This window comes from Streptomyces sp. NPDC003032, assembly GCF_053591415.1.
Genome location: NZ_JBSFTT010000001.1, coordinates 37,567 through 62,281, shown reverse-complemented (window position 1 = coordinate 62,281; position 24,715 = coordinate 37,567). Strand labels below are relative to the sequence as shown.

The 24,715-nt window shown below is 71.5% G+C and carries 25 protein-coding genes and 1 pseudogene; 13 read left to right on the top strand and 13 right to left on the bottom strand.

The window, feature by feature from the left end; translation table 11 throughout:
* Positions 1-6: 6 nt before the first annotated feature.
* The 7 genes and pseudogenes from ACWDZ7_RS00330 to ACWDZ7_RS00300 all read left to right on the top strand — a co-directional run bounded on the left by ACWDZ7_RS00330 (position 7) and on the right by ACWDZ7_RS00300 (position 6,817).
* Positions 7-1,596, top strand: a complete 1,590-nt coding sequence (locus ACWDZ7_RS00330; RefSeq protein ID WP_451794138.1) for an ABC transporter ATP-binding protein — start codon at positions 7-9, stop codon at positions 1,594-1,596.
* Positions 1,593-2,750 carry an ABC transporter permease gene (locus tag ACWDZ7_RS00325; RefSeq protein ID WP_451514938.1) on the top strand — a complete coding sequence of 386 codons (1,158 nt, stop codon included), beginning with the start codon at positions 1,593-1,595 and terminating at the stop codon, positions 2,748-2,750. The genes ACWDZ7_RS00330 and ACWDZ7_RS00325 overlap by 4 nt, the downstream gene beginning before the upstream one ends.
* Positions 2,747-4,009 (top strand): ABC transporter permease, encoded by a 1,263-nt coding sequence (locus ACWDZ7_RS00320; RefSeq protein ID WP_451793639.1) that lies wholly within the window; start codon positions 2,747-2,749, stop codon positions 4,007-4,009. Before ACWDZ7_RS00325 ends, ACWDZ7_RS00320 begins: the two co-directional genes overlap by 4 nt.
* Entirely contained in the window at positions 4,006-4,407 is a 402-nt protein-coding gene (locus tag ACWDZ7_RS00315; RefSeq protein WP_451793637.1) for a cytidine deaminase, read from the top strand. The genes ACWDZ7_RS00320 and ACWDZ7_RS00315 overlap by 4 nt, the downstream gene beginning before the upstream one ends.
* 100 nt (positions 4,408-4,507) lie before the next feature.
* On the top strand, positions 4,508-5,785 hold the full coding sequence (locus ACWDZ7_RS00310; RefSeq protein ID WP_451793636.1) for a thymidine phosphorylase: 1,278 nt from the start codon (positions 4,508-4,510) through the stop codon (positions 5,783-5,785).
* A gap of 10 nt (positions 5,786-5,795) precedes the next feature.
* Positions 5,796-6,370, top strand: a pseudogene (locus tag ACWDZ7_RS00305) (Uma2 family endonuclease).
* Positions 6,371-6,436: 66 nt separating this feature from the next.
* Positions 6,437-6,817 (top strand): STAS domain-containing protein, encoded by a 381-nt coding sequence (locus tag ACWDZ7_RS00300; protein WP_451793635.1) that lies wholly within the window; start codon positions 6,437-6,439, stop codon positions 6,815-6,817.
* Here the strand turns inward: ACWDZ7_RS00300 and ACWDZ7_RS00295 are convergent.
* Positions 6,728-7,711, bottom strand: a complete 984-nt coding sequence (locus ACWDZ7_RS00295) for a sigma-70 family RNA polymerase sigma factor (protein ID WP_451793634.1) — start codon at positions 7,709-7,711, stop codon at positions 6,728-6,730. The two genes, ACWDZ7_RS00300 and ACWDZ7_RS00295, sit on opposite strands and share 90 nt — an antisense overlap.
* Before the next feature lie 150 nt (positions 7,712-7,861).
* Positions 7,862-9,148, bottom strand: a complete 1,287-nt coding sequence (locus ACWDZ7_RS00290) for an MFS transporter (protein WP_451793633.1) — start codon at positions 9,146-9,148, stop codon at positions 7,862-7,864.
* 62 nt (positions 9,149-9,210) lie between these two features.
* Between ACWDZ7_RS00290 and ACWDZ7_RS00285 the strand changes: the two genes are divergently transcribed.
* Positions 9,211-10,188 carry a LysR family transcriptional regulator gene (locus ACWDZ7_RS00285; protein WP_451793632.1) on the top strand — a complete coding sequence of 326 codons (978 nt, stop codon included), beginning with the start codon at positions 9,211-9,213 and terminating at the stop codon, positions 10,186-10,188.
* Positions 10,189-10,239: 51 nt separating this feature from the next.
* Here the strand turns inward: ACWDZ7_RS00285 and ACWDZ7_RS00280 are convergent, their stop codons facing one another.
* Positions 10,240-10,998 (bottom strand): alpha/beta hydrolase, encoded by a 759-nt coding sequence (locus ACWDZ7_RS00280; RefSeq protein WP_451793630.1) that lies wholly within the window; start codon positions 10,996-10,998, stop codon positions 10,240-10,242.
* A 102-nt stretch (positions 10,999-11,100) separates the two neighbouring features.
* Between ACWDZ7_RS00280 and ACWDZ7_RS00275 the strand changes: the two genes are divergently transcribed.
* Positions 11,101-12,270: an adenosine deaminase gene (locus tag ACWDZ7_RS00275; protein ID WP_451793628.1), complete on the top strand. Its 1,170-nt coding sequence runs from the start codon at positions 11,101-11,103 to the stop codon at positions 12,268-12,270.
* Between the two features lie 149 nt (positions 12,271-12,419).
* On the top strand, positions 12,420-12,827 hold the full coding sequence (locus ACWDZ7_RS00270) for an ATP-binding protein (RefSeq protein ID WP_451793627.1): 408 nt from the start codon (positions 12,420-12,422) through the stop codon (positions 12,825-12,827).
* Between the two features lie 61 nt (positions 12,828-12,888).
* Here ACWDZ7_RS00270 and ACWDZ7_RS00265 read toward each other — a convergent pair whose 3' ends face one another.
* The 5 genes from ACWDZ7_RS00265 to afsQ1 form a co-directional block, all read right to left on the bottom strand.
* Positions 12,889-13,092, bottom strand: a complete 204-nt coding sequence (locus ACWDZ7_RS00265; protein WP_451793625.1) for a PspC domain-containing protein — start codon at positions 13,090-13,092, stop codon at positions 12,889-12,891.
* Between the two features lie 88 nt (positions 13,093-13,180).
* Positions 13,181-13,738, bottom strand: a complete 558-nt coding sequence (locus ACWDZ7_RS00260; RefSeq protein ID WP_451793624.1) for a VanZ family protein — start codon at positions 13,736-13,738, stop codon at positions 13,181-13,183.
* 51 nt (positions 13,739-13,789) lie between these two features.
* Positions 13,790-14,392: a hypothetical protein gene (locus ACWDZ7_RS00255; protein WP_451793622.1), complete on the bottom strand. Its 603-nt coding sequence runs from the start codon at positions 14,390-14,392 to the stop codon at positions 13,790-13,792.
* The gene (locus tag ACWDZ7_RS00250) at positions 14,389-15,957 is read right to left on the bottom strand and encodes an ATP-binding protein (RefSeq protein ID WP_451793621.1); all 1,569 of its coding nucleotides are present in this window, start codon (positions 15,955-15,957) and stop codon (positions 14,389-14,391) included. Before ACWDZ7_RS00250 ends, ACWDZ7_RS00255 begins: the two co-directional genes overlap by 4 nt.
* Positions 15,954-16,631, bottom strand: coding sequence for a two-component system response regulator AfsQ1 (gene afsQ1 / locus ACWDZ7_RS00245; protein ID WP_451793620.1), 678 nt, complete (start codon positions 16,629-16,631; stop codon positions 15,954-15,956). Before afsQ1 ends, ACWDZ7_RS00250 begins: the two co-directional genes overlap by 4 nt.
* A gap of 213 nt (positions 16,632-16,844) precedes the next feature.
* Here afsQ1 and ACWDZ7_RS00240 point away from each other — a divergent pair, with 213 nt between their 5' ends.
* Positions 16,845-17,570: a SigE family RNA polymerase sigma factor gene (locus ACWDZ7_RS00240; RefSeq protein WP_451793619.1), complete on the top strand. Its 726-nt coding sequence runs from the start codon at positions 16,845-16,847 to the stop codon at positions 17,568-17,570.
* Between the two features lie 134 nt (positions 17,571-17,704).
* Here the strand turns inward: ACWDZ7_RS00240 and ACWDZ7_RS00235 are convergent, their stop codons facing one another.
* Positions 17,705-18,334 carry a uridine kinase family protein gene (locus ACWDZ7_RS00235; RefSeq protein ID WP_451793618.1) on the bottom strand — a complete coding sequence of 210 codons (630 nt, stop codon included), beginning with the start codon at positions 18,332-18,334 and terminating at the stop codon, positions 17,705-17,707.
* Between the two features lie 122 nt (positions 18,335-18,456).
* Here ACWDZ7_RS00235 and ACWDZ7_RS00230 point away from each other — a divergent pair, with 122 nt between their 5' ends.
* On the top strand, positions 18,457-18,843 hold the full coding sequence (locus ACWDZ7_RS00230) for a hypothetical protein (RefSeq protein WP_451793617.1): 387 nt from the start codon (positions 18,457-18,459) through the stop codon (positions 18,841-18,843).
* 96 nt (positions 18,844-18,939) lie between these two features.
* Here the strand turns inward: ACWDZ7_RS00230 and ACWDZ7_RS00225 are convergent, their stop codons facing one another.
* Genes ACWDZ7_RS00225 through deoC form a run of 3 tightly spaced genes read right to left on the bottom strand, consistent with a single transcriptional unit; the run spans position 18,940 to position 22,212 of the window.
* Positions 18,940-19,839 (bottom strand): aldehyde dehydrogenase family protein, encoded by a 900-nt coding sequence (locus ACWDZ7_RS00225; RefSeq protein ID WP_451793615.1) that lies wholly within the window; start codon positions 19,837-19,839, stop codon positions 18,940-18,942.
* Positions 19,832-21,268 (bottom strand): aldehyde dehydrogenase family protein, encoded by a 1,437-nt coding sequence (locus ACWDZ7_RS00220; RefSeq protein ID WP_451793614.1) that lies wholly within the window; start codon positions 21,266-21,268, stop codon positions 19,832-19,834. Before ACWDZ7_RS00220 ends, ACWDZ7_RS00225 begins: the two co-directional genes overlap by 8 nt.
* Before the next feature lie 5 nt (positions 21,269-21,273).
* Complete coding sequence (gene deoC / locus ACWDZ7_RS00215; RefSeq protein WP_451514959.1) at positions 21,274-22,212, bottom strand: deoxyribose-phosphate aldolase; 939 nt, start codon at positions 22,210-22,212, stop codon at positions 21,274-21,276.
* Between the two features lie 557 nt (positions 22,213-22,769).
* On the opposite strand from deoC, the gene ACWDZ7_RS00210 reads away from it, so the two are divergent.
* On the top strand, positions 22,770-23,405 hold the full coding sequence (locus tag ACWDZ7_RS00210) for a PH domain-containing protein (RefSeq protein WP_451793613.1): 636 nt from the start codon (positions 22,770-22,772) through the stop codon (positions 23,403-23,405).
* Between the two features lie 28 nt (positions 23,406-23,433).
* Here ACWDZ7_RS00210 and ACWDZ7_RS00205 read toward each other — a convergent pair whose 3' ends face one another.
* Positions 23,434-24,633 (bottom strand): mannosyltransferase family protein, encoded by a 1,200-nt coding sequence (locus tag ACWDZ7_RS00205; RefSeq protein WP_451794137.1) that lies wholly within the window; start codon positions 24,631-24,633, stop codon positions 23,434-23,436.
* Between the last annotated feature and the right edge of the window lie 82 nt (positions 24,634-24,715).

Sequence of the window (24,715 nt, the reverse complement as noted above, 5' to 3'; positions counted from 1 at the left end):
TGCGCCATCGACGCGCCCACCAACCCTCCGCCCATCGCCGTCGAACTCGTCGGCATCACCAAGCGCTTCCCCGGAGTCGTGGCCAACCACGACATCCACCTCACCGTCCGCAAGGGCACCGTGCACGCCCTCGTCGGCGAGAACGGCGCCGGCAAGTCGACCCTGATGAAGATCCTCTACGGCATGCAGAAGCCGGACGAGGGCACCATCAACGTCGACGGCGAGCAGGTCGCCTTCACCAGCCCCGCCGACGCCATCGTGCGCGGCATCGGCATGGTGCACCAGCACTTCATGCTCGCCGACCAGCTCACCGTCCTGGAGAACATCGTTCTCGGCAGCGAGAAGCTGCACGGCATCGGCGGCGCGGCCCGCCGCAAGATCGCCGAGATCTCCGACCGCTACGGACTCGGGGTGCGCCCCGACGCGTACGTCGAGGACCTCGGCGTAGCGGACCGCCAGCGCGTGGAGATCCTCAAGGTCCTCTACCGCGGCGCCACCACGCTGATCCTCGACGAGCCCACGGCCGTACTCGTGCCGCAGGAGGTCGACGCGCTCTTCGACAACCTCCGCGAGCTCAAGTCCGAGGGCCTCTCGGTCATCTTCATCTCGCACAAGCTCGGTGAGGTGCTCTCCGTCGCCGACGACATCACCGTCATCCGGCGCGGCACGACCGTCGGCACGGCGATCCCGTCCGAGACGACGCCGCGCCAGCTCGCCGAGCTGATGGTGGGCAGCGAACTGCCCACCCCCGAGACGGCGGAGTCCACGGTCACCGACCGTCCGATGATCCAGGTGGAGAGCCTCAAGCTGCTGGCCGACGGCGAGTCGGGCCGCGCCCTGCTCGACGACATCTCCTTCACGATCCACGAGGGAGAGGTCCTCGGCATCGCGGGCGTCGAGGGCAACGGCCAGACCGAGCTGATCGACGCGCTCATCGGCCTCAAGCACGCCGACTCCGGCGCGATCCGCATGGCGGGCGAGGACATCACCGCCGTACCCACCCGCAAGCGGCGCGAGGACGGCATCGGGTACATCCCCGAGGACCGCCACCGCCACGGCCTCCTCCTGGAGTCCCCGCTGTGGGAGAACCGCATCCTCGGCCACGTCACGGAGAAGCCGAACGCTCGCGGCTTCTGGCTCGACCCCAAGGGTGCCCAGGCCGACACCCGCCGCATCGTCGAGGAGTACGACGTCCGTACGCCCGGCATCGACGTGACGGCCGCCTCGCTCTCCGGCGGCAACCAGCAGAAGCTGATCGTCGGCCGCGAGATGAGCCACAAGCCGCGCTTCCTGATCGCCGCCCACCCCACCCGCGGTGTGGACGTCGGCGCGCAGGCACAGATCTGGGACCAGATCCGCGAGGCCCGCCGCGAGGGCCTCGCCGTGCTGCTGATCTCCGCCGACCTGGACGAGCTGATCGGCCTCTCCGACACCCTCCGCGTCATCTACCGCGGACGGCTCGTGGCGGACGCCGACCCGGCCACCATCACGCCGGAGGAGCTGGGGTCGGCGATGACGGGTGCCGCCTCCGGTCACCTGGAACACGTCGAGTCCGGTGACGGCTCCGAGGAGTCCGAGGAGGACGAGACCCGATGAAGAAGTTCGACAAGGAGCGCGTGCTCCTCGCGGTGGCCGCACCGGTCATCGCGCTGTTCGTGGCCGTGGCGCTGACCTCGGTCGTGCTGCTCGCGTCGGGCAAGAGCCCGATCGAGCCGTACACCCTGATGCTGGAGCAGATCTCCTACTCCGACGTGCAGGTCCTGACCATCAACCAGGCCGGCATGTACTACCTGGCGGCGCTCGCGGTGGCCATCGGCTTCCGCATGAACCTGTTCAACATCGGCGTCGACGGTCAGTACCGCCTCGCCGCGATGGTCACCGCCGTCGTCGGCGCGCACGTCGCGCTCCCCGCCGCTCTGCAGATCCCGCTGCTCATCGTGGTCGCCATGCTCACCGGCGCCTTCTGGGCCGGCATCGCGGGCATCCTCAAGACGACCCGCGGCGTCAGCGAGGTGGTCGCCACGATCATGCTCAACGCCATCGCGACGAGCGTCATCGGCTACCTCACCCTCACCGAGAACTTCGGCGTCCCGGTCGGCAACAACCAGACCACCGGCGTGATGAAGGAGTCCGGCTGGTTCCCCGGCATCAAGCTGGCGGGCGGTGAGGTCTACGGCTTCGTCTTCGTCGCGATCCTCGCGGGCGTCCTGTACTGGCTGGTCCTCAACCGCACCCGCTTCGGCTTCGACCTGCGCGCCACCGGCGCCTCCGAGTCGGCCGCCGCGGCCTCCGGCGTCAACGCCAAGCGCATGGTGCTGACCGCCATGCTGCTCTCCGGCGCGGTCGCGGGCCTCGCGGGCCTGCCGATCCTGCTCGGCGACACCCACACCTACAGCCTCAGCTTCCCCGCGGGCCTCGGCTTCACCGCCATCGGCATCGCGCTGCTCGGCCGCAACAACCCGGTCGGCATCGCGCTCGCCGCGCTGCTCTGGGCCTTCCTCGACAAGGCCTCGCCCGCCCTGGACTACGCGACCCCGGTCTCCTACGACAAGGAGATCGCGGTGATCATGCAGGGCCTCATCGTGATCGCGGTCGTCGTCTCGTCCGAGACCGTACGCCGCTGGGGCCTGAGCCGTCAGCAGCGGCGCGTCGGCGAGGAACTGGCCGCCGCCGCACGGGCGAAGGCCGACAACGGCAGCAACGGCAACAACGGCAACAACGACACCGCGAAGGAGGTGGCTGCCCGATGAGTACGGCATCCGTGGCCAAGCCCCCGGCCAAGCAGCCCGCCGCGGGCCGCCGCCGCGTCTCGCTCCCCGTCCTCCTGCTCTCCATCGCGGGCGCCCTGGTGCTGATCTCCGTGGTCCGCATCATCACCGGCGCCGACGGCATCACGTCCACCGGTCAGATGTCGACGGCGCTCAAGCTCGCCGTGCCGATCGGCCTCGCGGGCCTCGGCGGCCTGTGGGCCGAGCGCGCGGGCGTCGTCAACATCGGCCTCGAAGGCATGCTGATCCTCGGCACCTGGTTCGGTGCCTGGGCCGGCTTCCAGTGGGGCCCGTGGGTGGGTGTCCTCTTCGGCATCCTCGGCGGCGCGCTCGGCGGCCTGCTGCACGCGATCGTGACGGTCACCTTCAACGTCAACCACATCGTCTCCGGTGTGGCCCTGAACATCCTCGCCCTGGGCGTCACGCGCTACCTCGCGACCTTCGCCTTCGAGGGCGAGGAGGGCGGTACGTCGAAGCAGTCGCCGCCCGTCGACTCCCTCGGGGACTTCTCCGTGCCAGGTCTGTCCGACTGGCTCATGGACCTCAACGGCAAACACTGGTTCCTCGTCTCCGACCTCGCGGGCCTGCTCGGCGGCCTCTTCACCAACCTCTCGCCGCTCACCGTGGTCGCCGTCGCGATGGTGCCGCTGAGCTGGTGGGTCCTGTGGCGCACCTCGTTCGGCCTGCGGCTGCGCTCCTGCGGCGAGAACCCCATCGCCGCCGAGTCGCTCGGCGTGAACGTCTACAAGTACAAGTACCTGGCCGTCGTCATCTCCGGCGGCTTCGCCGGCCTCGGCGGCGCCTTCCTCTCGCTGGTCGCCTCCAACATCTACCTGGAGGGCCAGACCGGCGGCCGCGGCTACATCGGCCTCGCCGCGATGATCTTCGGCAACTGGATGCCCGGCGGACTCGCGCTCGGCGCGGGCCTCTTCGGCTACACCGACAGCCTCAAGCTCCGGGGCGGCGGTACGAACGTCCACGCGCTCCTGCTGCTCATCGCGGTCCTGCTGGTCATCGGCGCGATCTACCTCGCCTGGCGCAAGCGGTACGTCCCCGCGGTGATCACCGCGGCCGTCTCCGCGCTGATGTTCCTGTGGTACGGCTTGACCGACGAGGTCCCGAACCAGGTCGTCACCGCCACCCCGTACGTGGTGACCCTGCTGGTCCTCTCGCTCTCCGCCCAGCGGCTGCGGATGCCGAAGGCGGACGGAATGCCGTACCGAAGGGGACAAGGCAAGTGACGACCACCGCTGCCGACGCCGACTGGGACGCCCTGCGGGAAGCCGCGCGCGAGGCCATGTCGCGTGCGTACGCCCCCTACTCCGGTTTCCCGGTCGGCGCCGCGGCGCTGGTCGACGACGGCAGGACGGTCTCCGGCTGCAACGTCGAGAACGCCTCCTACGGCCTTGGCCTCTGCGCCGAGTGCGGCCTGGTCTCGCAGCTCCAGCTCACGGGCGGTGGCCGTCTCACCCACTTCACGTGCGTGGACGGCAAGGGCGAGATCCTGATGCCGTGCGGGCGCTGCCGCCAGCTCCTGTACGAGTTCGGGGGCGCCGAACTGCTCCTGGAGACGTCGTCGGGTGTGCGGTCGCTGGGCGACATGCTGCCGGACGCGTTCGGGCCGCAGCACCTCAACTGAACTCCGGCCCCCGCCTGTTGGCGGGGGCCTTCTTCGCGGGCGGGCTCTATGCGCGTAGAGTCGGGCCGGTACGACGCCTTAACTGCTGGAAGGACATGCCATGGACGTCATTTCCGTCATCCGCACCAAGCGCGACCGGGGCGAGCTGAGCGACGAGCAGATCGACTGGGTCATCGACGCGTACACGCGCGGCGCGGTCGCCGACGAGCAGATGTCGGCCCTCGCGATGGCGATCCTGCTCAATGGCATGAACCGCAAGGAGATCGCCCGCTGGACCGCCGCGATGATCGCGTCCGGCGAGCGCATGGACTTCTCCTCGCTGTCCCGCCCCACCGCCGACAAGCACTCCACGGGTGGCGTCGGCGACAAGATCACGCTGCCGCTCGCGCCGCTGGTCGCCGCGTGCGGCGCGGCCGTCCCGCAGCTGTCGGGCCGCGGCCTCGGCCACACCGGCGGCACTCTCGACAAGCTGGAGGCCATCCCCGGCTGGCGCGCCCTGCTCTCCAACGAGGAGATGCTGAACGTGCTGGACGGCGTCGGCTCGGTGATCTGCGCGGCGGGCGACGGCCTGGCCCCCGCCGACAAGAAGCTCTACGCCCTTCGTGACGTGACGGGCACGGTCGAGGCGATCCCCCTGATCGCCTCCTCCATCATGTCCAAGAAGATCGCCGAGGGCACGGGCTCGCTCGTCCTCGATGTGAAGGTCGGCACCGGCGCCTTCATGAAGAACCTCGACGACGCCCGCGAACTGGCCGCCACGATGGTCGAGCTGGGCACGGACAGCGGTGTCCGCACGGTGGCCCTGCTCACCGACATGTCGACGCCGCTCGGCCTCACGGCGGGCAACGCCCTTGAGGTGCGCGAGTCGGTGGAGGTCCTCGCGGGCGGCGGCCCGGCCGACGTCGTCGAGCTGACCCTCGCGCTGGCCCGCGAGATGCTGGACGCGGCCGGCCTGAAGGACGCCGACCCCGCGAAGGCCCTCGCGGACGGCTCGGCGATGGACGTGTGGCGCCGCATGATCGCGGCCCAGGGCGGCGACCCGGACGCGAAGCTCCCGGTGGCACGGGAGCGGCATGTGGTCACCGCGCCGTCGTCGGGTGTGCTGACCCGCCTCGACGCGTACGACGTCGGCGTCGCCGCGTGGCGCCTCGGCGCGGGGCGTGCGCGCAAGGAGGACGTGGTCCAGGCGGGCGCGGGCGTGGAGCTCCACGCCAAGCCCGGCGACTCCGTCGAGGCGGGCGCCCCGCTGATGACTCTGCACACGGATACGCCTGAGCGGTTCGCGTACGCGCTGGAGTCGGTCGAGGGCTCGTACGACATCGCATCGGCGGGGACGGACTTCTCGCCGGGGGCGATCGTGCTGGACCGGATCGGCTGAGAGCTCGGCTCTGCGGGTTCTTTGCCGTCTGCGGGCGCGTGGGGGCTGGTCGCGCCCGCGCGGCGGAGCCGCATATGGACACAGCCCCGCGCCCCTTCGGGCACCCCTCTGGCCAGGGCTTACTCGTACGGGCGAACGGGATCGGTGGACCGCCGCCGGTCCCGTTCGGCAGCGCCGCCTCTATTCCGTACTCCCAGAGGACTGGGGGATCTACCAGACGCTGTCCGTTGCCGTGCCATCGAGGCTGGGCGTGTTCATCCCGGATCTTGTCGTGGTTCCTGTTGTGGAAGCCGGGGTCCCGGCACCTACATTTCAGCGGGCGCCGCCGAACTCGTCGTCGAGGTGACATCGCCGTCGAACGCCCACCACGACCGCATCAGTAAGCCCGCGAGCTACGCAGCAGCAGGTGTCCCCCTCTATCTCCCCATCGACCGCTGGGCGCCAGGCGGCCCTAAGGTCACCCTCTACGGCGAACCCCGAGGCGACGTCTACCGAGTCCTGCGCGCCTGCAAGTTGGGGGAGCCCATCACGCTCCCCGAGCCCTTCGGACTGGACCTCGACACCAGCGCGTTCCCCACGGACTGACGTGGGCAGGTCCCACCCCGGGCGCGATCACCGATGAGTTCCGCCCGCCGCGCCGGTCAACCCTGCGTGGCCGATCCCGAAGAGAACCTCATCCGTATCGCAGGGCCCCTGCGCCCCGACGACATCCCGCCCCTGTGCGAACAGGTCACGGCCGCCCGGCACGGGCCCGGCGACGGCGAGACGGCCGACGTGATCTGTGATGTCTCCGCCGTCACCACCGCCGACCTCACCACCGTCGACGCCATCGCCTGCCTGCACCTGGCGGCCCGCAGGGCCGGGGGCCGGATCCGGCTCAGGAATCCCAGCCCCGGCCTGCTCGCCCTCCTCGGTCTTGTCGGCCTCGTCGAACTGCTCGGGCTAGTCGTCGAGATGGAGGGGCACCCCGAAGAGCGGGAACCACCGCTGGGTGTCCAGGAAGCAGTGGAAGCCGGCGATGCGGCCCTCTGAGATCTCGACGACCTGGATGGACCAGGGCATGAAGCCGCCGTTGTCGGGGTCCGGCTTGTACTGGGCGAAGCCCGGTGTGCCGTTCACATTCACCGGGAGCAGGCGGCCGTTGGCGCAGGCGGCGCCCATCGTGGACATGAAGCCCGTGATGTCCGCCGTGCCGCGCAGCCACAGGTCGAACGGCGGCATCGTCATGACGGCGTCCTCGGCGAGCAGCGCGGTCAGCGCCGCCATGTCGTACCCCTCGAAGGCGGCGACATAGCGCTCCAGGAGCTTCTGCTGCTCCTCGTCCAGCGGGTCGGAGACGGCCGTGTCGTCCGCCGACCGCTCGGCGAGGGTGGCGCGGGCCCGCTGGAGCGCGCTGTTCACCGAGGCGACGGAGGTGTCGATCAGCTCGGCGACCTCGCTGGCCTTCCAGGCGAGGACCTCGCGCAGGATCAGCACCGCCCGCTGCTTCGGCGGGAGGCTCTGCAGGGCGGCGACGAACGCAAGCCGCACCGACTCCTTGGCGACGGCGGCCTCGGCGGGGTCGCTGGGCAACGGCAGCATCCGGGCGTCCGGCATCGGCTCCAGCCACGTGTTGTCCGGGCGCGGGGTGAGCGCGGCCTGGGCCAGCGGGGCGGCGGCGGTCAGGTCCATGGGGCGGGCGCGGCGGTTGCCGGCGTTCAGCATGTCCAGGCAGACGTTCGTCGCGATGCGGTACAGCCACGAGCGGACGCTGGAGCGGCCCTCGAACTTCTCGAAGCTGCGCCAGGCACGCACCATCGTGTCCTGCACGGCGTCCTCGGCCTCGAAGGCCGAGCCCAGCATCCGATAGCAGTATCCGGTCAGTTCGACGCGGTGCTTCTCCAACGTGACGTCCAGGTCGGTCGTCGTCCCTGCGATGTCGCTCATCCCCACCCACCCCTGCGGCTACCGAGAAGGGCCCGCCAGTGAGGCCCAACACATCGGAAGCTACCGCAGCCCACTGACAACGGCCCCCGGAGTGGGAAAACCCGCAGGTGAAGAGGGGCGGGAGTCTGAAAGAACAGCAGGAGCGCGCAATCAGCAGGCGCGCGCCACGAGCCCGCGTCGCCGTTCCGCCCGCGCCGCGTGCGAGCCCCACACCGTCACCGACACGACGCCCAGCACCGCGAGGAGACCGAGCCCCACCGTCCCGGCCCAGCCGCCCGCGTGGAAAGCGACCGCGCCGAGCGTGCCGCCCGAGCTGGAGCCCAGGTAGTACGCGGACTGGTACAGGGCCGACGCCTGCGCCCGCCCGGTCGTGGCCGTACGGCTCACCGACGAGGACGCCACCGCGTGCCCCGCGAAGAACCCGGCGGTGATCAGCACGAGCCCCAGCAGGACCAGGACAAGCGAGGAGGAGAGGGACAGCAGCAGGCCGCCCGCCGTCGTGCTCACCGCCAGGTACAGCGCCCCGCGCCGCCCGAGCCGGGCCACGAGCTTGCCGGCCGCCGCCGACGAGACCGTACCGACGAGATAGACGAGGAAGATCGAGCCGATGACGCCCTGGGGGAGCGAGAACGGCGCGTCGGTGAGCCGGTAACCGATCACCGTGTAGACCGCGCCGAAGACGGTCATGAACAGCGCCCCGATCGCGTACAGCCTGCACAGGAGCGGGTTCGACAGATGCGTACGCACCGTGCGCGCGAGGGACTTGGGGTTCAGCGAGCCCGGCGTGAAGTGCCGGGGCGCGGGCAGCAGCGCGCGGAAGGCGACCGCGCACAGCACCGCGACGACGCCCACGACGGCGAGCGCCGCGCGCCAGCCCCAGGCCTGCGCGACCCAGCCCGTGACGATGCGCCCGCTCATGCCGCCGATGGAGTTGCCCGCCACGAACATGCCGATCGAGGCCACCAGCGCCTTGGGCCGCACCTCCTCGGCGAGGAACGCCATCGCCGACGCCGGGAGCCCCGCGAGGGCCGCGCCCTGCACGGCGCGCAGCGCGATGAGCACCTCGACGGAGGGGGCGAAGGGGACGAGAAGTCCGACCGCCACCGCGACGGTCAGGGACGCGGTCATCACCGCGCGCCGCCCGTAGCGCTCGCTGAGCGCGCTCAGCGGCAGGACGAAGAGTGCCAGTGCGCCCGTGGCCGCCGAGACCGTCCAGCTCGCCGTGCTCGCGCTCGCGCCGAAGTCGGCGGAGAGCAGGGGCAGCAGGGCCTGCGTGGAGTAGAGGAGGGCGAAGGCGGCGACGCCCGCGAGGAAGAGGGCGAAGCTCGTCCGGCGGTAGCCGGGACCGCCCGGTGTCAGACGGGAATCGGCGGCAGGGGACGACGGGGCGGGGGCGACCGCGTGGGTGGCGGACGCCCCGCTACTGGCAGGAGGCATGCCACGAACGTACGACCCCTTTTCTGATGCGTCCAATGCATGGAATCGCCATAATCGTTCCCATGCCGCATCAACAGAGGTCACAGCAGCGCCTGTCACACAACAGTGACGTGGAGGACATCGTGACGCTGCTCGCGCCACGCCTCGCGTACTTCGCGGGGGCCGCCCGCACCGAGCACGTCACGCGCGCCGCGCAGGAGATGCAGATCCCCCAGTCGACGCTCTCCCGCGCGCTCGTGCGGCTCGAACGCGACCTCGGCGTCGACCTGTTCGCGCGCCACGGCCGCACCGTCTCGCTCACCCCGTCCGGCCGCACCTTCCTCGCCTCGGTCGAGCGGGCCCTCGGCGAGGTGGAGCGCGCCGCCGAGTCGGTGCGCGCCGACGCCGACCCGGCCTCCGGCAAGGTGGCTTTCGGCTTCCTGCACACCATGGGCTCGGAGACCGTCCCCGGCCTCATCCGCGCCTTCCGCGCCGACCATCCGCGCGTCCGCTTCACCCTCGTACAGAACTACGGCGAGGCCATGATCGAACGCCTGCGCGCGGGCGAGCTGGACCTCTGCCTCACCTCACCCGTGCCCGACGCCCCCGACCTGGTCGCCCGCCGCCTCGACGAGCAGCGCCTGCGCCTGGTGGTGCCCGACGACCACCGCCTCGCCACCCGCAAACGGGTCCGCCTCGCCGAGGCCGCCGACGAGGCCTTCGTGACCCTGGAGCCCGGCTACGGCCTGCGCCGCATCACCGACGACCTCTGCCAGGAGGCGGGCTTCAAGCCCCGCGTCGCCTTCGAGGGCGAGGAGGCGGAGACCCTGCGCGGCCTGGTCGCGGCGGGCCTGGGCGTGGCCCTCCTGCCACCCCCGGCCGTACCCCGCCCGGGAGTGGTCGAACTGACGGTGACGGGCCAGCGGGCGGTACGAGAGATCGGCGTGGCCTGGCTGGACGGCCACCCGGACACACCGCCGGTGGCGGCGTTCAAGGAGTTCCTGCTGAGCAGAAAGGGAAAACTGCTGCCGGAAGTGGGCCATAGCCCGTCCGGCGATTGAGGATGAACCCGGCGAAGCCGGTGACCACCCGCATCCCACCGCCGGGCCCCCTCAGAGCGACCTCCCGAACCCGCAGGCAAGAGGCATACGCAACCCCAACGGCGGCGGCGCAGCCAACGCGTCCTCCAACGGCCGGGCGAAGTCCGCCCCGAAGAGCGCCCCCCGCACGAAATCCGAGGAGAGCGCCAGGACTTCGTCCTGGTACTGATGCAGCCGATGCCCATCGGAGTGCACCTCGAACCGGCACACATCACGGTTCGCCTTCTTCGCCCGCTCCGCCAGCCGGAACGACAGCTCGGGATCGGTCCGCTCGTCGTTCGTGCCGTGCACGATCAGGACGCGCCGCCCCGCGAGCTGCCTCACCGGCTCGGGCGCCGCCGCCACGTCGTCCTCGGGCAGCCAGGGGGCGAGCGCGAGCACCGCGTTGACCGCCGAGTGCCCGCCCGCGCGCAGCGCCGCCCGGCCGCCCATGTCCACTCCGGCCAGACAGACGGGGACATCGCCGTAGAGACGTACGATCTCGTCCGCCGCCCAGGCCGTGTCCTCGGCGAGCTGCGCCTGCGCGCCGTTCCAGCCCCGGCAGCGGTAGTGCACGACGTGTGCGGCGAGGCCCGCCGCGCGCCCGTCCTGGGCCAGTCTGCGCCCGAGCGCGCGCACCGCGCCCGCCGCCAGCGGCGAGGGTCTGCGGGCGGATGTCTCGCAGCCGCCGGGCAGCAGAAGGACCACGCCGCTCACCGCCGAAGGCGCCGTCCCGATCACGCGCCCGAGCCTGGGCGCGCCCGTGGGCCCCGCCGTCCCTTGCTGTGCCATGACAGAACAGTGTCAGAAGCCATGGTGTACGCCACCCGTCCGCAGGGTCACTGTTACGTATCGACCAGTGAGTTCTACGCGCGTAGGCGCTAGAGTGCCGAAATGACGAGCCAGACACACGCGACCGGTCACACGGACCGTGAGACGCCCAGCGCCGACCAGATCCGCCGCGCCCCCAAGGTGCTCCTCCACGACCACCTCGACGGCGGCCTGCGCCCCGGCACGGTCGTCGACCTCGCCCGCGAGTGCGGGTACGAGGGGCTGCCGGAGACCGACCCCGACAAGCTCGGGATCTGGTTCCGCGAGGCGGCCGACTCCGGCTCACTGGAGCGCTATCTGGAGACCTTCGCCCACACCTGCGCGGTGATGCAGACGAAGGACGCCCTCAAGCGCGTGGCCGCCGAGTGCGCCGAGGACCTCGCCGAGGACGGCGTGGTCTACGCCGAGATCCGGTACGCGCCCGAGCAGCACCTGGAGAGCGGCCTCACCCTCGAAGAGGTCGTCGAGGCGGTCAACGAAGGCTTCCGCGAGGGCGAGCGACGCGCGAAGGCCAATGGCCACCGCATCCGCGTCGGCGCCCTGCTCACCGCCATGCGGCACGCCGCCCGCGCCCTGGAGATCGCCGAACTCGCCAACCGCTACCGCGACCTGGGAGTGGTCGGCTTCGACATCGCGGGCGCCGAGGCGGGCTTCCCCCCCACCCGCCACCTCGACGCCTTCGAGTTCCTCAAGCGCGAGAACAACCACTTCACGATCCACGCGGGCGAGGCCTTCGGCCTGCCGTCGATCTGGCAGGCCCTGCAGTGGTGCGGCGCCGACCGCCTCGGCCACGGCGTGCGCATCACCGACGACATGGAGATCGCCGAGGACGGCACCGTGACGCTCGGCCGCCTCGCGTCCTACGTGCGGGACAAGCGCATCCCGCTGGAGCTGTGCCCCACGTCCAACCTCCAGACGGGCGCCGCCAGCTCCTACGCGGAGCACCCCATCGGTCTGCTGCGCAAGCTGCATTTCCGCGCCACGGTGAACACCGACAACCGCTTGATGTCGGGCACCAGCATGAGCCGCGAATTCGAGCACCTGGTCGACACGTTCGGCTACACGCTCGACGACATGCAGTGGTTCACAGTCAATGCGATGAAATCAGCGTTCATTCCTTTCGATGAACGGCTCGCCATGATCAATGACGTGGTCAAGCCCGGCTATGCCGAGCTGAAGTCCGAATGGCTGTTCCGCCAGACCGTCTCGACCAGCGCGTCCGTCGGCAGCTAGCGGGCACTGTCGCGTCCTCGCCCGACGCGTGGGCGGCCGGGTCTTCCGTCACCCGGCCGCTTTTCGCCGTCCGCTGCCCGTGATCCGGGGTGTACACGGTCGTTGAACCGTCAGATCCCCGTCATCGAATTCGCAAGGACGCATTGAAGATGAAGCAGTCTGCCGCCAAGACCCTCGGTGTCGCCGCCCTCGGTGCCGCTTTCGCCGCCGCCGGTGCCGGTGTCGCGAACGCCGCCCCCGCTCTCCCGGACGCGGCCTCGGCCCTGGGCCCGGTCGCCTCGGGCCTCCCCGTCGGGCAGGCCGCCAAGACGCTGCCCGCCGGCGCCCCCGAGGCGGTGGCCGCCGGTCAGAACGCCCTCGGCGGCGGCCTGGCCGCGACCGGACCCGCCCTCGACAAGGCCGCCCCTTCGGCCCTGCCGGCCGATGGCAAGGGCAAGGGCAAGAGCAAGGGCACCGGCAAGGGCAAGGGCGCCGCCAAGCCCGAGTCCCCGATCGCCGGCCTGCTCGGCGGCCTGCCCCTCGGCGGCAGCGGACTCAACGGCCTGCCGCTCGGCTGACCTCCCCCGCGCACACCGATGGGGCGCCCCTCCACCAGGAGGGGCGCCCCATCGCGCCGTCTCACCAGGCCTGACGGGCGGCCTTGTCCTCGGAGGGCAGCAGGAACCACAGGGCTATGTAGAGCAGGAACTGCGGGCCGGGGAGCAGGCACGAGGCCACGAAGATGACGCGCATCGTCGTCGCGGAGGTGCCGAAGCGCTTGGCCAGGGAGGCGCAGACTCCGCCGATCATCCGGCCGTGGGCGGGGCGGGCAAGGGCGGTCATGGCGGGCTCCTTCACGAACCGTAGGTGTGAGGCTCTCTGTGCCTCGATACTTCAAAGCTACGGTCAGCGAGCGGGCCGAGGCGTCGCTCTACGGTGCGATCCCGACCCTGGGAATCGTCGGGGTCGACCCCTGAGACCCCTGAGGGGCCTCCTCCCGCGGAAGGGCCGTGACGTGGTCGGGGCCGACCCGGCGGCGGAGCCTGGCCCTGGCCACGGGCACCAGGGCGATGTGCGCGAGGGCGACCCCGAGGGTGTTCAGAAGCAGCGAGTCGATGTCGACGACCTGCCCGGGGACCCCCGTCTGCAGCAGTTCGATGCCGAGCGAGAGCAGCGCCCCCGCGGCGACCGTGCGCACCAGGGAACCCCACGGCGACACGAGGAGCCGCCCGCCGGCCAGCGGCAGCAGCACGCCGAGCGGGGCGAGCAGCAGCAGGCCCTCACCGATGCGGCGGGCCGCCTGAAGGCCGCCGAGCGCCAGATCCGCCTTGATCCCGGCGAGCGGCCGCAGATTCGCGGCGCTCACCCAGGGGACGTCCAGTGGACGCAGCGTGATCCATCCGACGAGCAGAAGATGTGCGACGAGGAGGAATCCCCCCGCCGCACGGAAGCGGATGGCGGCAGTACGGCCGCCCGAGCCTTGACGCACGCCCCCCAAGACGCCGGAGGCGGCAGGATCGGTTCCGCGTACCCGCGCCGGTTACTCCACGGTCTTGGTGGGCAGCGCCACCGTGCCGGGCCGGGAGCGGACCTCGGGCGTGCACGCGTAGCGCCGCAGCGGGTCGTCCCCGGTGCCGCCCATGACGACCGTGCGGTCCTGTGCCGCGGCGGCGCTGTCGGCCAGCGTGCACACGATCTGCGCGAGCGCGAACGCGGACAGGTCCTGTGGCGGCGTACTGAAGCGGAGCGCTTCCTCGGGGTCACCGTCGGCGGGACCGGAGACCGTGGTGCCGCCGCGCACGTCCGTGGCGAGGCCCGCCTGCTTCTCGGACTCCGAGGGCGGCGACGCCAGCTCGTCGAGGAGTGCCTGCGCGATCCGCACCCGGTCGGTGGTCGCCTTGTCCTCGTGGACCCGCACGGTCCTGTCGACGCTCACCAGCTGCGCCGCGCACACCAGGAACACCTCCACCGGCACCCCGCTGCCCGACTGCGAGGCGATGCTGGAGCCCGACTGCACGCACGGCACCCGCGACGGCGCGGGCCCGAAGTCGGTGGGCACCTCCGTCGACCTGATCCCGCACCCGGCGAGCGCGGCGGCGAGCACGGCGGTGGCCGCCGCGGCGCGGATCCGTCGCCCCTTCATGCCTGGCCTCCCTCGGCGCGGTCCTCGGCGCCCTCACTGTCGGGATCGGCGTCGCTCTCGCTGTCGCACGGCAGCCACAGCGTGAAGACGGCGCCGCCCTTGGGACAGTTGGCCGCGGAGATCTCGCCGCCGTGGATGTGCGCGTTCTCCAGGGCGATGGACAGACCCAGGCCGCTGCCCTCGGACCGGGGCCGGGAGGCGCTCGCCTTGTAGAAGCGGTCGAAGACGTGCGGCAGCACGTCCTCGGGGATGCCGGGGCCGTGATCGCGTACGGAGATGACGAGCTTGGAGTCCTCCAGGCGCACGGAGACCTCCACAGGGGAACCGCCGTGCTTGAGGGCGTTGCCGATGAGGTTGGCCAGGATGACGTCCAGGCGGCGCGGGTCGAGGCGGGCGGTGATGCCGCGCTCGGCGTCCAGCTCGACCGCGTCCAGCCAGGCGCGCGCGTCGATGCACGCGGTGATCTGGTCGGCGATGTCGACGTCGTCCAGGACCAGACGCGCGGTGCCCGCGTCGAAGCGGGTGACCTCCATGAGGTTCTCCACGAGATCGTTCAGGCGGCGCGTCTCGCTCACCACGAGCCGTACGGCCGGCTCGATCATCGGGTCGACGGAGCCGGTCTCCGCGTCGAGCTCCTCCTCCAGGACCTCGGTCACGGCGGTGATCGCCGTCAACGGCGTACGCAGCTCGTGCGACATGTCGGCGACGAAGCGCCGGGACGCCTCGTCGCGGGCGCTCATGTCGGCGACCTTCTTCTCCAGGTTCTCCGCGGTCCTGTTGAACGTCCGTGACAGATCGGCCAGTTCATCGGTGCCGGACACGCGCAGCCGCGTGTCGAGCTTGCCCTCACCGAGCCTGCGCGCGGCCACACCCAGCCGGTGCACGGGTTTCAGTACGGTCGTCGCCGCGGCCTGCGCGAGCAGCGCGGAGCCGATCAGCGCGAGAGCCGTGGCGATGGCGAGGGACCAGCCGAGCGAACTGAGGTCCTTGGCCTCGGGCTCCAGGGACTTGAGCATGTAGCCGGTCGGGCCGCCGCCGATCACCGTGGCACCGCCGACCAGGTACGGCGTGCCGTGGTCCACGGTCCGCTGCCAGTACAGGTGGTACGGGCTGTCGTTGCCGGACGTCAGCTCCTGCTTCTTGGCCACGGCCTTCTGCAGCGAGTCCGGCACCTTGGCGAGCGTGAACGCGTCCAGGTCGGAGTAGCCGACGATCCGGCCGCCGCCCTTCTTCTCGGCGACCAGGAGCACGCTGTAGCGCTGGCTGCTGTTGGCCATCTGCCCGGCCGCCGACTGCAGTTCCTCCTGCGTCGCGTCGGCGCGCAGCGCGCCCGCGCGGGTCTGCATCTGCTGCCGGAAGTCCTTGAGCGCCGCGTCCTGGGCGCGCGTCAGCACGGCCTCGCGGTTGAGCCAGTACGCGATGCCGGACGCGGAGACGGCGGCGGTCAGCGCCACCAGGCCGAACACCACGACGAGCCGCAGCCGCAGACTGGTGAAGCGCAACCCCGCCAGGAGGGCCTTGCGCGCCGCGGGCAGGCCGCGGAGCTTGTCCTGCGGTTTGGTCACTGAGGAGTGTCCAGCCGGTATCCGACGCCGCGCACCGTGCGGATCAGCGTGGGCGACGACGGCACGTCCTCGACCTTGGCGCGCAGCCGCTGCACGCACGCGTCGACGAGCCGCGAGTCACCGAGGTAGTCGTGCTCCCACACCAGACGCAGCAACTGCTGGCGGGACAGGGCCTGTCCGGGCCTGCGGCTCAGCTCCAGGAGCAGCCGCAGCTCGGTCGGCGTGAGCTGGAGGTCCTCGCCGCTCTTCGTCACGGTCATCGCGGCCCGGTCGATGACGAGCGAACCGAACGTCGCCGCGTCATTGGCCTCCCGCTCGCCGCGACGTAGCACGGCCCGGATCCGGGCGTCGAGGACCCGCCCCTGCACGGGCTTGACCACGTAGTCGTCGGCGCCGGACTCCAGACCCACGACCACGTCGATGTCGTCGCTGCGGGCGGTCAGCAGAATGATCGGCAACTGGTCGGTGCGCCGGATGCGACGGCACACCTCGAACCCGTCGATGCCCGGCAGCATCACATCCAGCACGATCAGGTCCGGCCGCTGCTCACCGAGCAGTTTCAGGCCGTCCTCGCCGGTGGCAGCAGTGGCCACCCGGTGCCCCTGGCGCGTCAGCGAGAGCTCCAGGGCCGTCCGGATGGCGTCGTCGTCCTCGATCAGCAACAGGGAAGGCACGGACGTCATTCTGTCCCATGCTCGGCCCCAGTTCGACTGCTGGAGCGCTCCCACACCCAACCCCCACGACCGAAAGGTGTCTCCCGGCCCTGTGACAGGCCTGTGACAGTCGGCGGACACCGTCATGAAGTGGGTCCGGCAGAGTTCTGGTCACACGCAAGAAGCACGGAAGCAAGACGGAACAAGCCGGACTCCACCGATGGGGGGCGCGAGATGAATACGCTGCACAGCACCAGCTCAAGCGCAGTTGTCACGCGTCTCCACGACGTCGGACGGGGCTCTGAGAAGTCCGGTGCCGTGAGCGGGCGGGGGTGCGCTCGCGGCACCGGGCGTCAGCACACCACGTACATGACGGTGGTTGACGCGCCGCACGGGGGAAGCGCGTACGGGGAGGGCTCGGGGGAGCGGAAGACCTTGTCGGAGGCGGAGTTCACCGCCTACGTCCAGGAGCGCCGCGCCTCTCTGTACGCCACGGCCTATCACCTGACCGGCGACCGCTTCGAGGCCGAGGACCTGCTGCAGAGCGCCCTCTTCTCGACGTACCGCGCCTGGGACAGGATCAGCGACAAGGCGGCGGTCGGGGGCTACCTCCGCCGCACCATGACCAATCTGCACATCAGCGCGTGGCGCCGCCGCAAGCTGAACGAGTACCCGACCGAGGAGCTGCCGGAGACGGTGGGCGACACGGACGCGATGCGCGGCACCGAGCTGCGCGCGGTTCTCTGGCAGGCCCTGGCCCGCCTCCCCGAACTGCAGCGGACGATGCTCGTGCTCCGCTACTACGAGGGTCGAACCGACCCCGAGATCGCGGACATCCTCGACATCAGCGTGGGCACGGTGAAGTCCAGCATCTGGCGCTCCCTGCGCCGGCTGCGCGAGGACGAGGTCCTCAGCTTCGGCCGTGACCAGGAGGAGTCCTTCGGCGAGTTGGTCGCCTGAGGACCGGGGGGAACACGGGGGCCGCCGCTCCGGGGGGTGCGGCGGGAGCACGGGGGAGACAAGTAGCGGGACCGGAAGGCCGGGGGGGCCTTTCCGGTCCTTCTGCTTTTCCACAGGAGGTCGACGCGGGGCACTCAACGCGATGCCGCGACACACCGCCCGGCCGCGGCCGCGGCAACCCGGCCCAGCGCCTCGTCGGCCCCGCAGGGATACGCCCCAAGGGCGGCCTGCCGAGCCACGATCGCCCGCTCGGAGCGCATGAGCCGCCACCCCCTCCGCAGGAGAAACGGCACGGACTTGCGTCCCTCCCGCAGATCCCGGAGAAGCCGCCGCCGGAACGTGGTGGAGGGCCGCCCCCGAAGGCAGAGGGCGTCGGCGAGCACGCCGGCCTCCCGGCACCGCTCCACGATGTCCGCCGCGAAGATCCCCTCCGCGATGAACAAGGGCGTGCGCTCGATGTCGAGGGCCTCGTGACCGACGCGCGCGCTGGTCGCGATGTCGTACACAGGGACGCGCGTACGCCCCGTGCGGCACAGCTCCTCGATGGCGGCGAGCGCCACGTCCGCGTCCCAGGACGCGGGGGAGTCCCAGTCGATGTCCGAACTGCCCGGGACCTGGGGCAACGTAGGGTCGTCGCCCTCCTTGTAGAAGTCGTCCAGACACAGCACGGGCAGCCCGGAGCGGGCGGCGAAGGACGACTTGCCCGAGCCTGAGGGGCCGCAGAGCAGCACGACGCGGGTGGGTATCGGCGGATGGGAGCTCACGAGAGAACAGTGTGCGGCATCGCGCCGCGCCGGCGCTCCTCGCGGGTGGCCCTTTGCCGGTGCCGTCACGGCTCAACTACGCTGTGTGCTCGCACGATCACCCACAAATATGGGCGGTACTCATGGCACGACACGCGACACCCAGGTCACCCCGTCCCGGCTCCCGCGCGCTGCTGCGTGCGGGGCTCGCGCTCACCGCGGCGGGCGCCGCGCTCGGTGCGGGCGGTGCCGGCGCGAGTGCGGCGGAGCCGGTCGAGGGCAGCTCGGCGGTGTCGGCGCTCACGGGGGCGGTGGACAGCTCGGCGGCGGGTGGGCTCGGCCCGGTGAAGGACCTGCGCCTCGACCCGCTCGCGGGCACCGGCGTCGACCCGCTCGACAACTCGCTCGGCACACAGGTCGCGGATTTCGAGCCGGTCACCACGGCTGTCGCCACCGGCCCGATCGCCCGGGGCGGCTCTCTGGACGACATGCCGGTGGCGGGCCCCGCGACGGGGCTGCTGCCGGGCTGAGGCGCCCGGGTCAGGGCAGAGGTGGCGTGCCGAAGCCCCGGCCTCCTGGACGGAGGGGGCCGGGGCTTCGGTGCGGAGATGGCTGGTGGCCGGTGGCTAGTAGGCCGAGCCGGAGGCTCCCAGGGAGCCCGTGGGGTGCCAGACCGTCTTCGTCTCCAGGAAGGCGGTCAGGCGGCGCGTGCCGGGGTCGGCGGTCCAGTCCGTGTCCACAGGCTGTGGACGCAGGACGCGCTTGAGGTTGTCGGCGGCCGCGATCTGAAGGTCGCGCGCGAGGTCCGCGTCCGCGCCCGTCACGTCGATCGCGTTGACGTCCTGGTGCGCGGCGAGCGGAGCCGCGATCTCCGCGGTCCCGCCGGTGAGGATGTTGACCACCCCGCCGGGGACGTCGGAGGTCGCCAGGACCTCGCCCAGCGACAGCGCCGGGAGCGGGGCCTTCTCGGAGGCGATCACGACGGCCGTGTTGCCCGCCGCGATCACCGGGGCGAGCACCGACACCAGGCCGAGGAAGGACGACTCCTGCGGGGCGAGGACGGCGACCACGCCGGTCGGCTCGGGCGTCGACAGGTTGAGATACGGGCCCGCGACCGGGTTCGTCCCGCCCACGACCTGGGTGATCTTGTCGGTCCAGCCCGCGTACCAGACCCAGCGGTCGATCGCCGCGTCGACGACCGCGGCGGCCTTGGACTTCGACAGGCCCTCGGCGTCCGCGACCTCCCGTACGAACTGCTCGCGGCGGCCCTCCAGCATCTCGGCGATGCGGTAGAGGATCTGGCCGCGGTTGTACGCGGTCGCGCCCGACCAGCCGCCGAACGCCTTGCGCGCGGCGACGACCGCGTCACGGGCGTCCTTGCGGGAGGAGAGGGGCGCGTTGGCGAGCCACCTGCCCTTTGAGTCGTTCACCTCGTACACCCGGCCGCTCTCGGAGCGGGGGAACTTGCCCCCGACGTACAGCTTGTAGGTCTTGAAGACGCTCAGTCGGTCAGTGCGCTCAGACATCGAGGTACGCCTCCAGGCCGTGACGGCCGCCCTCGCGGCCGAAGCCCGACTCCTTGTAGCCGCCGAACGGCGAGGTCGGGTCGAACTTGTTGAATGTGTTGGCCCAGACGACGCCCGCCCGGAGCCTGTTCGCGACCGCGAGGATGCGCGAGCCCTTCTCCGTCCAGATGCCGGCGGAGAGGCCGTACTGCGTGTTGTTGGCCTTGGCGACGGCCTCGTCCGGCGTGCGGAAGGACAGCACCGACAGGACGGGGCCGAAGATCTCGTCGCGGGCGATGGTGTGCGCCTGCGTGACGTTCGTGAAGAGCGTCGGCGCGAACCAGTAGCCGGAGGTGGGCAGCTCGCACGCCGGCGACCAGCGCTCGGCGCCCTCCGCCTCGCCGGTCTCGGCGAGCGCGGTGATGCGGGCCAGCTGCTCGGCGGAGTTGATGGCGCCGATGTCGGTGTTCTTGTCCAGCGGGTCGCCGAGACGGAGGGTGGAGAGCCGCCGCTTGAGGCTGTCGAGCAGCTCCTCCTGGATCGACTCCTGTACGAGGAGACGCGACCCGGCGCAGCAGACCTGGCCCTGGTTGAAGAAGATGCCCGTGACGATGCCCTCGACGGCCTGGTCGATGGGGGCGTCGTCGAAGACGATGTTCGCGCCCTTGCCGCCCAGTTCGAGGGTGACCTTCTTGTCGGTGCCCGCGACCTGGCGGGCGATCGCCTTGCCGACGGCCGTGGAACCGGTGAAGGCGACCTTGTTCACGTCCGGGTGGGCGGTCAGGGCGGCGCCCGCGTCGCCGTACCCGGGAAGGATGTTGACGACGCCCTTGGGCAGGCCCGCCTGGCGGCAGATGTCCGCGAAGAACAGGGCGCTCAGGGGAGTGGTCTCGGCGGGCTTCAGGACGACCGTGTTGCCGGTCGCGAGGGCCGGGGCGATCTTCCAGGCCAGCATCAGGAGCGGGAAGTTCCAGGGGATGACCTGGCCCGCGACACCGAGCGGCGCGGGGTTACTGCCGTAGCCGGCGTGGTCGAGCTTGTCGGCCCAGCCCGCGTAGTAGAAGAAGTGCGCGGCGACCAGGGGGAGGTCCGCGTCGCGGGTCTCCTTGATGGGCTTGCCGTTGTCCAGGGTCTCCAGGACGGCCAGCTCGCGGCTGCGCTCCTGGATGATCCGGGCGATCCGGAAGAGGTACTTGGCGCGCTCGGCGCCCGGCAGCGCCGACCACTTCTCGAAGGCCTTGCGGGCGGCCCGCACCGCGCGGTCGACGTCTGCCTCGCCCGCCTGAGCGACTTCGGAGAGGACCTCCTCGGTGGACGGGGAGACCGTCTTGAAGACCTTGCCGTCGGCGGCCTCGGTGAACTCGCCGTCGATGAACAGGCCGTACGACGGGGCGATGTCGACGACCGAGCGGGACTCGGGCGCCGGGGCGTACTCGAAGGGGGAAGTCATCTGGATCAGTCCACCGTCACGTAGTCGGGGCCGGAGTAGCGGCCGGTCGCCAGCTTCTGGCGCTGCATCAGCAGGTCGTTGAGGAGCGACGAGGCGCCGAAGCGGAACCAGTGGTTGGACAGCCAGTCGGGGCCCGCCGTCTCGTTCACCAGGACGAGGAACTTCACCGCGTCCTTCGTCGTGCGGATGCCGCCCGCGGGCTTCACCCCGATCTGTACGCCGGTCTGCGCGCGGAAGTCGCGGACGGCCTCCAGCATCAGGAGGGTGTTGGCGGGGGTGGCGTTGACGCCGACCTTGCCGGTCGAGGTCTTGATGAAGTCGGCGCCGGCGATCATGCCGATCCAGCTGGCGCGCTTGATGTTGTCGTACGTCGAGAGTTCGCCGGTCTCGAAGATGACCTTCAGGCGGGCCGTGCCGCAGGCCTCCTTCACGGCGCGGATCTGCTCGAACACCGTCATGTAGTCACCGGAGAGGAAGGCTCCCCGGTCGATGACCATGTCGATCTCGTCGGCGCCGGCGGCCACGGCCTCGCGCACGTCGCCGAGCTTCACCTCGATCGCGGCGCGGCCCGCGGGGAAGGCGGTCGCGACGGAGGCGACCTGTACGCCGCTGCCCGCGACGGCCTCCTTGGCGGTGGCGACCATGTCCGGATAGACGCAGACGGCCGCGGTGCGCGGGGTCTCACGGTCGGTCGGGTCGGGATTGACGGCCTTCGCGCCGAGCGCCCGGACCTTGCCCGGGGTGTCGGCGCCCTCCAGGGTCGTCAGGTCGATCATCGAAATGGCCAGGTCGATGGCGTACGCCTTCGACGTGGTCTTGATCGAACGGGTCCCGAGCGAGGCGGCACGCGCCTCCAGGCCGACCGCGTCGACGCCGGTCAGCCCGTGAAGGAAGCGGCGGAGCGTGCTGTCGGACGCGGTCACGTCAGCGAATGCAGTGGGCATGGTCACGAGGGGAGCATATCTACGCGCGTAGCAGCTGTACAGGGGCGGGGTTCGCGCGGGGCGCGGCGGGGGCGGACAGGGGGGCCGGGGTGTTGGGGTTGCCGGAGGGCCGGGGTGCTGGGGTGCTGGGGTGTCGGAGGGCGGTGGCCCGTGGTGCCGGGGTGCTGGGGTGCCGGACGGCGGTGGTCCGGGGTGCTGGTGACGGCGGGTGGGCTCCCCCGCCTTGTCCCCTCGCCGTCCCACCGCCTCGCCTCACCCGACCATCCCGCGTCCCCGGGTCTCCGCGTCCCCGCGTCCCCGGGTCTCCGCGTCCCCGCGTCCCCGCGTCCCCGGGTCTCCGCGTCTCCGCGTCTCCGGGCCACCACCTTCCCGCCGTCGCACCACTCCACCCACCACCCGCGCGCCACTCCACCGGCGCCCTCGCCCCACCGCGCTGCCATCGGCCACCACCACAGGTGGTGGGTGGAGTGGCTCCGGGCGGGGGCGGGGTAGGCAGGGCCGGGGGCCGAGGTGGGCCGGGATGAGGGGGTGTGGTGGGCGTCAGGCAGAATCGGGGTATGAGCGACCCTCAGAACCCCGTGGCGGAGCCCGCATACAAGGACCGCGCCTTCCGGTCCCCCGCCGGCATCGCCGGTGGCGTCCTGCTGCTCGCCCTGGGCGCCTGGCTCGGCATCGACGCCGTCGTCCGCGGCGAGGGCCGCACCCCGTGGCTCGCGCTCGCGGGGCTGCTCCTCGCGGTGCCGCTGGTCGTCGCGTACACCGTGCGGCCCGCCGCCTTCGCGAACGACGACCGGCTGCGCGTACGCAACCCCTTCAGGACGATCATCCTGCCCTGGGGTTCCATCGCGACGCTCCGCTCCGGCTACTCCAACGAGGCCGTCACCAAGGCCGGCGCCAAGTACCAGCTCTGGGCCATTCCCGTCTCGCTGCGCGGCCGCAAGAAGGCGGCGCGCACGCAGTCGCGGGCCGCCGCCTCCGGGGACCCGACGGGCGGCCGCCCCTTCCTCGACCCGAACTCCCCGCCCTCGCGCTCCAGCGGCGACCAGGCCATGGACGAACTCCGCGAGCTCGCGGAGCAGCAGGCCGACGTCGAATCAGCGCAGGGCGAGCCCGTGGTCCGATGGGCCTACGAGATCCTCGCACCGGCCGCAGCGGGCGCGGTGCTGCTCGCGGTGCTGCTCGCGGTGACCTGAGGGACACGGGCGCGGGCGCGGGCCCGGTTCACGGTGGGCCGTGCCAGCCCAGGAGCATGTGGGCGTTGAGCACGGCCGAGGCGGATGCGGCTGTTGTCAGGAGTGTTGCCATTACCGGTGTTCTCGCGCGGGCCAGGGGCGCGGCCAGTGGCAGGAGCAGGGGGAAGCCGGGGAGCAGGAAGCGGGCCCGGGGGAAGTAGACGCCGCTGCTGCCCAGCACGATCAGCAGGAGCAGGCCCGTGAAGAGCAGGAGCGGGAGCGGTTGGCGGTCCGCTGCCGAGAGGGCGTAGAGGATGAGGGAGCCCAGGAGGACCGCCGTCACCATCACCAGGAACAGCGGCGGCCGCTCGACCACGAACAGTCCCTGCATACGGCGGACCGTCTCGACGCCGCCGTCCCACTTGTTGTGCCACAGCTTCTGTACGGCGAAGTAGCCGTCCCAGCGGCCGAGGCGCAGGCCCACCCAGGTCACGTACGCGAGCCAGCCCAGGGGAGCCAGGAGGGCGCCCAGGAGCGGCCGCGGCGCGAAACCGCGCCTCAGCGCGAGCAGCGCCGTCACGGAGACCGCCGCCGCCAGCGCCACCCCCGTGGGCCGGGTGAGGCCCGCCAGCGCGGCCAGGGACCCCGCCCACAGCCACCGGCCGCTCAGCACCGCGTACAGCGACCACGCGGTGAGCGCCGTGAAGAGGGACTCGGTGTAGCCCATCCACTGCACCAGCGCCACAGGCAGGCTGCCCCAGAGCACGGCGAGGACGGTCCCGGCCCGGCGGCCGTACAGCCGGTCGCCCACCGCGAAGATCCCCCACGCCGCGAGGAACGAGCAGAGCAGCGAGACGCCCAGGCCCACCGCGCCGCGCGGTAGGGCGGGGACGAGGGCGTCACCGGCCCGGACGAGCAGCGGGTACAGCGGGAAGAACGCCAGGTTGTTCGCGTCGTACGCGGTGCCCAGCGTGTGCGCGTACCCCTGCGAGGCGATCCGCAGGTACCAGTCGCAGTCCCAGGACTCCATCAGCAGATGCCGCACCCCGCGGCGCTCACTGTGCGCCCACGGAACGAAGACCAGCAGGCCGAGCACGCGTACGGCCGCGTACGCGAGCAGCGCCGGGGCGGCGTGACGCAGGGCGCGGGCCGCGCGTCGGCGGAGGCCGGGGGGCGGCGGTGCGGCGGTGAGGGGGCGCCGGGATGTCGGGACCGTGGGAGGCGCGGAGGCGGCGGTGGTCGAGGGGATCGGTCCGTACGGCACTGCGGCAGCTCCCGGAACGTGAACGTGCGCTACCGGTCGTCCCTTCCTGGGAGACCGGCAGCGCATC

Excerpts from the sequence above, each read along its gene's own strand:
- ACWDZ7_RS00325 (WP_451514938.1), top strand. The coding sequence starts at position 1,593 with ATGAAGAAGTTCGACAAGGAGCGCGTGCTCCTCGCGGTGGCCGCACCG.
- ACWDZ7_RS00320 (WP_451793639.1), top strand. The coding sequence starts at position 2,747 with ATGAGTACGGCATCCGTGGCCAAGCCCCCGGCCAAGCAGCCCGCCGCG.
- ACWDZ7_RS00310 (WP_451793636.1), top strand. The coding sequence starts at position 4,508 with ATGGACGTCATTTCCGTCATCCGCACCAAGCGCGACCGGGGCGAGCTG.
- ACWDZ7_RS00295 (WP_451793634.1), bottom strand. The coding sequence starts at position 7,711 with ATGAGCGACATCGCAGGGACGACGACCGACCTGGACGTCACGTTGGAG.
- ACWDZ7_RS00290 (WP_451793633.1), bottom strand. The coding sequence starts at position 9,148 with ATGCCTCCTGCCAGTAGCGGGGCGTCCGCCACCCACGCGGTCGCCCCC.
- ACWDZ7_RS00285 (WP_451793632.1), top strand. The coding sequence starts at position 9,211 with ATGCCGCATCAACAGAGGTCACAGCAGCGCCTGTCACACAACAGTGAC.
- ACWDZ7_RS00280 (WP_451793630.1), bottom strand. The coding sequence starts at position 10,998 with ATGGCACAGCAAGGGACGGCGGGGCCCACGGGCGCGCCCAGGCTCGGG.
- ACWDZ7_RS00275 (WP_451793628.1), top strand. The coding sequence starts at position 11,101 with ATGACGAGCCAGACACACGCGACCGGTCACACGGACCGTGAGACGCCC.
- ACWDZ7_RS00270 (WP_451793627.1), top strand. The coding sequence starts at position 12,420 with ATGAAGCAGTCTGCCGCCAAGACCCTCGGTGTCGCCGCCCTCGGTGCC.
- ACWDZ7_RS00265 (WP_451793625.1), bottom strand. The coding sequence starts at position 13,092 with ATGACCGCCCTTGCCCGCCCCGCCCACGGCCGGATGATCGGCGGAGTC.
- ACWDZ7_RS00255 (WP_451793622.1), bottom strand. The coding sequence starts at position 14,392 with ATGAAGGGGCGACGGATCCGCGCCGCGGCGGCCACCGCCGTGCTCGCC.
- ACWDZ7_RS00240 (WP_451793619.1), top strand. The coding sequence starts at position 16,845 with ATGAATACGCTGCACAGCACCAGCTCAAGCGCAGTTGTCACGCGTCTC.
- ACWDZ7_RS00230 (WP_451793617.1), top strand. The coding sequence starts at position 18,457 with ATGGCACGACACGCGACACCCAGGTCACCCCGTCCCGGCTCCCGCGCG.
- ACWDZ7_RS00225 (WP_451793615.1), bottom strand. The coding sequence starts at position 19,839 with ATGTCTGAGCGCACTGACCGACTGAGCGTCTTCAAGACCTACAAGCTG.
- ACWDZ7_RS00220 (WP_451793614.1), bottom strand. The coding sequence starts at position 21,268 with ATGACTTCCCCCTTCGAGTACGCCCCGGCGCCCGAGTCCCGCTCGGTC.
- deoC (WP_451514959.1), bottom strand. The coding sequence starts at position 22,212 with ATGCCCACTGCATTCGCTGACGTGACCGCGTCCGACAGCACGCTCCGC.
- ACWDZ7_RS00210 (WP_451793613.1), top strand. The coding sequence starts at position 22,770 with ATGAGCGACCCTCAGAACCCCGTGGCGGAGCCCGCATACAAGGACCGC.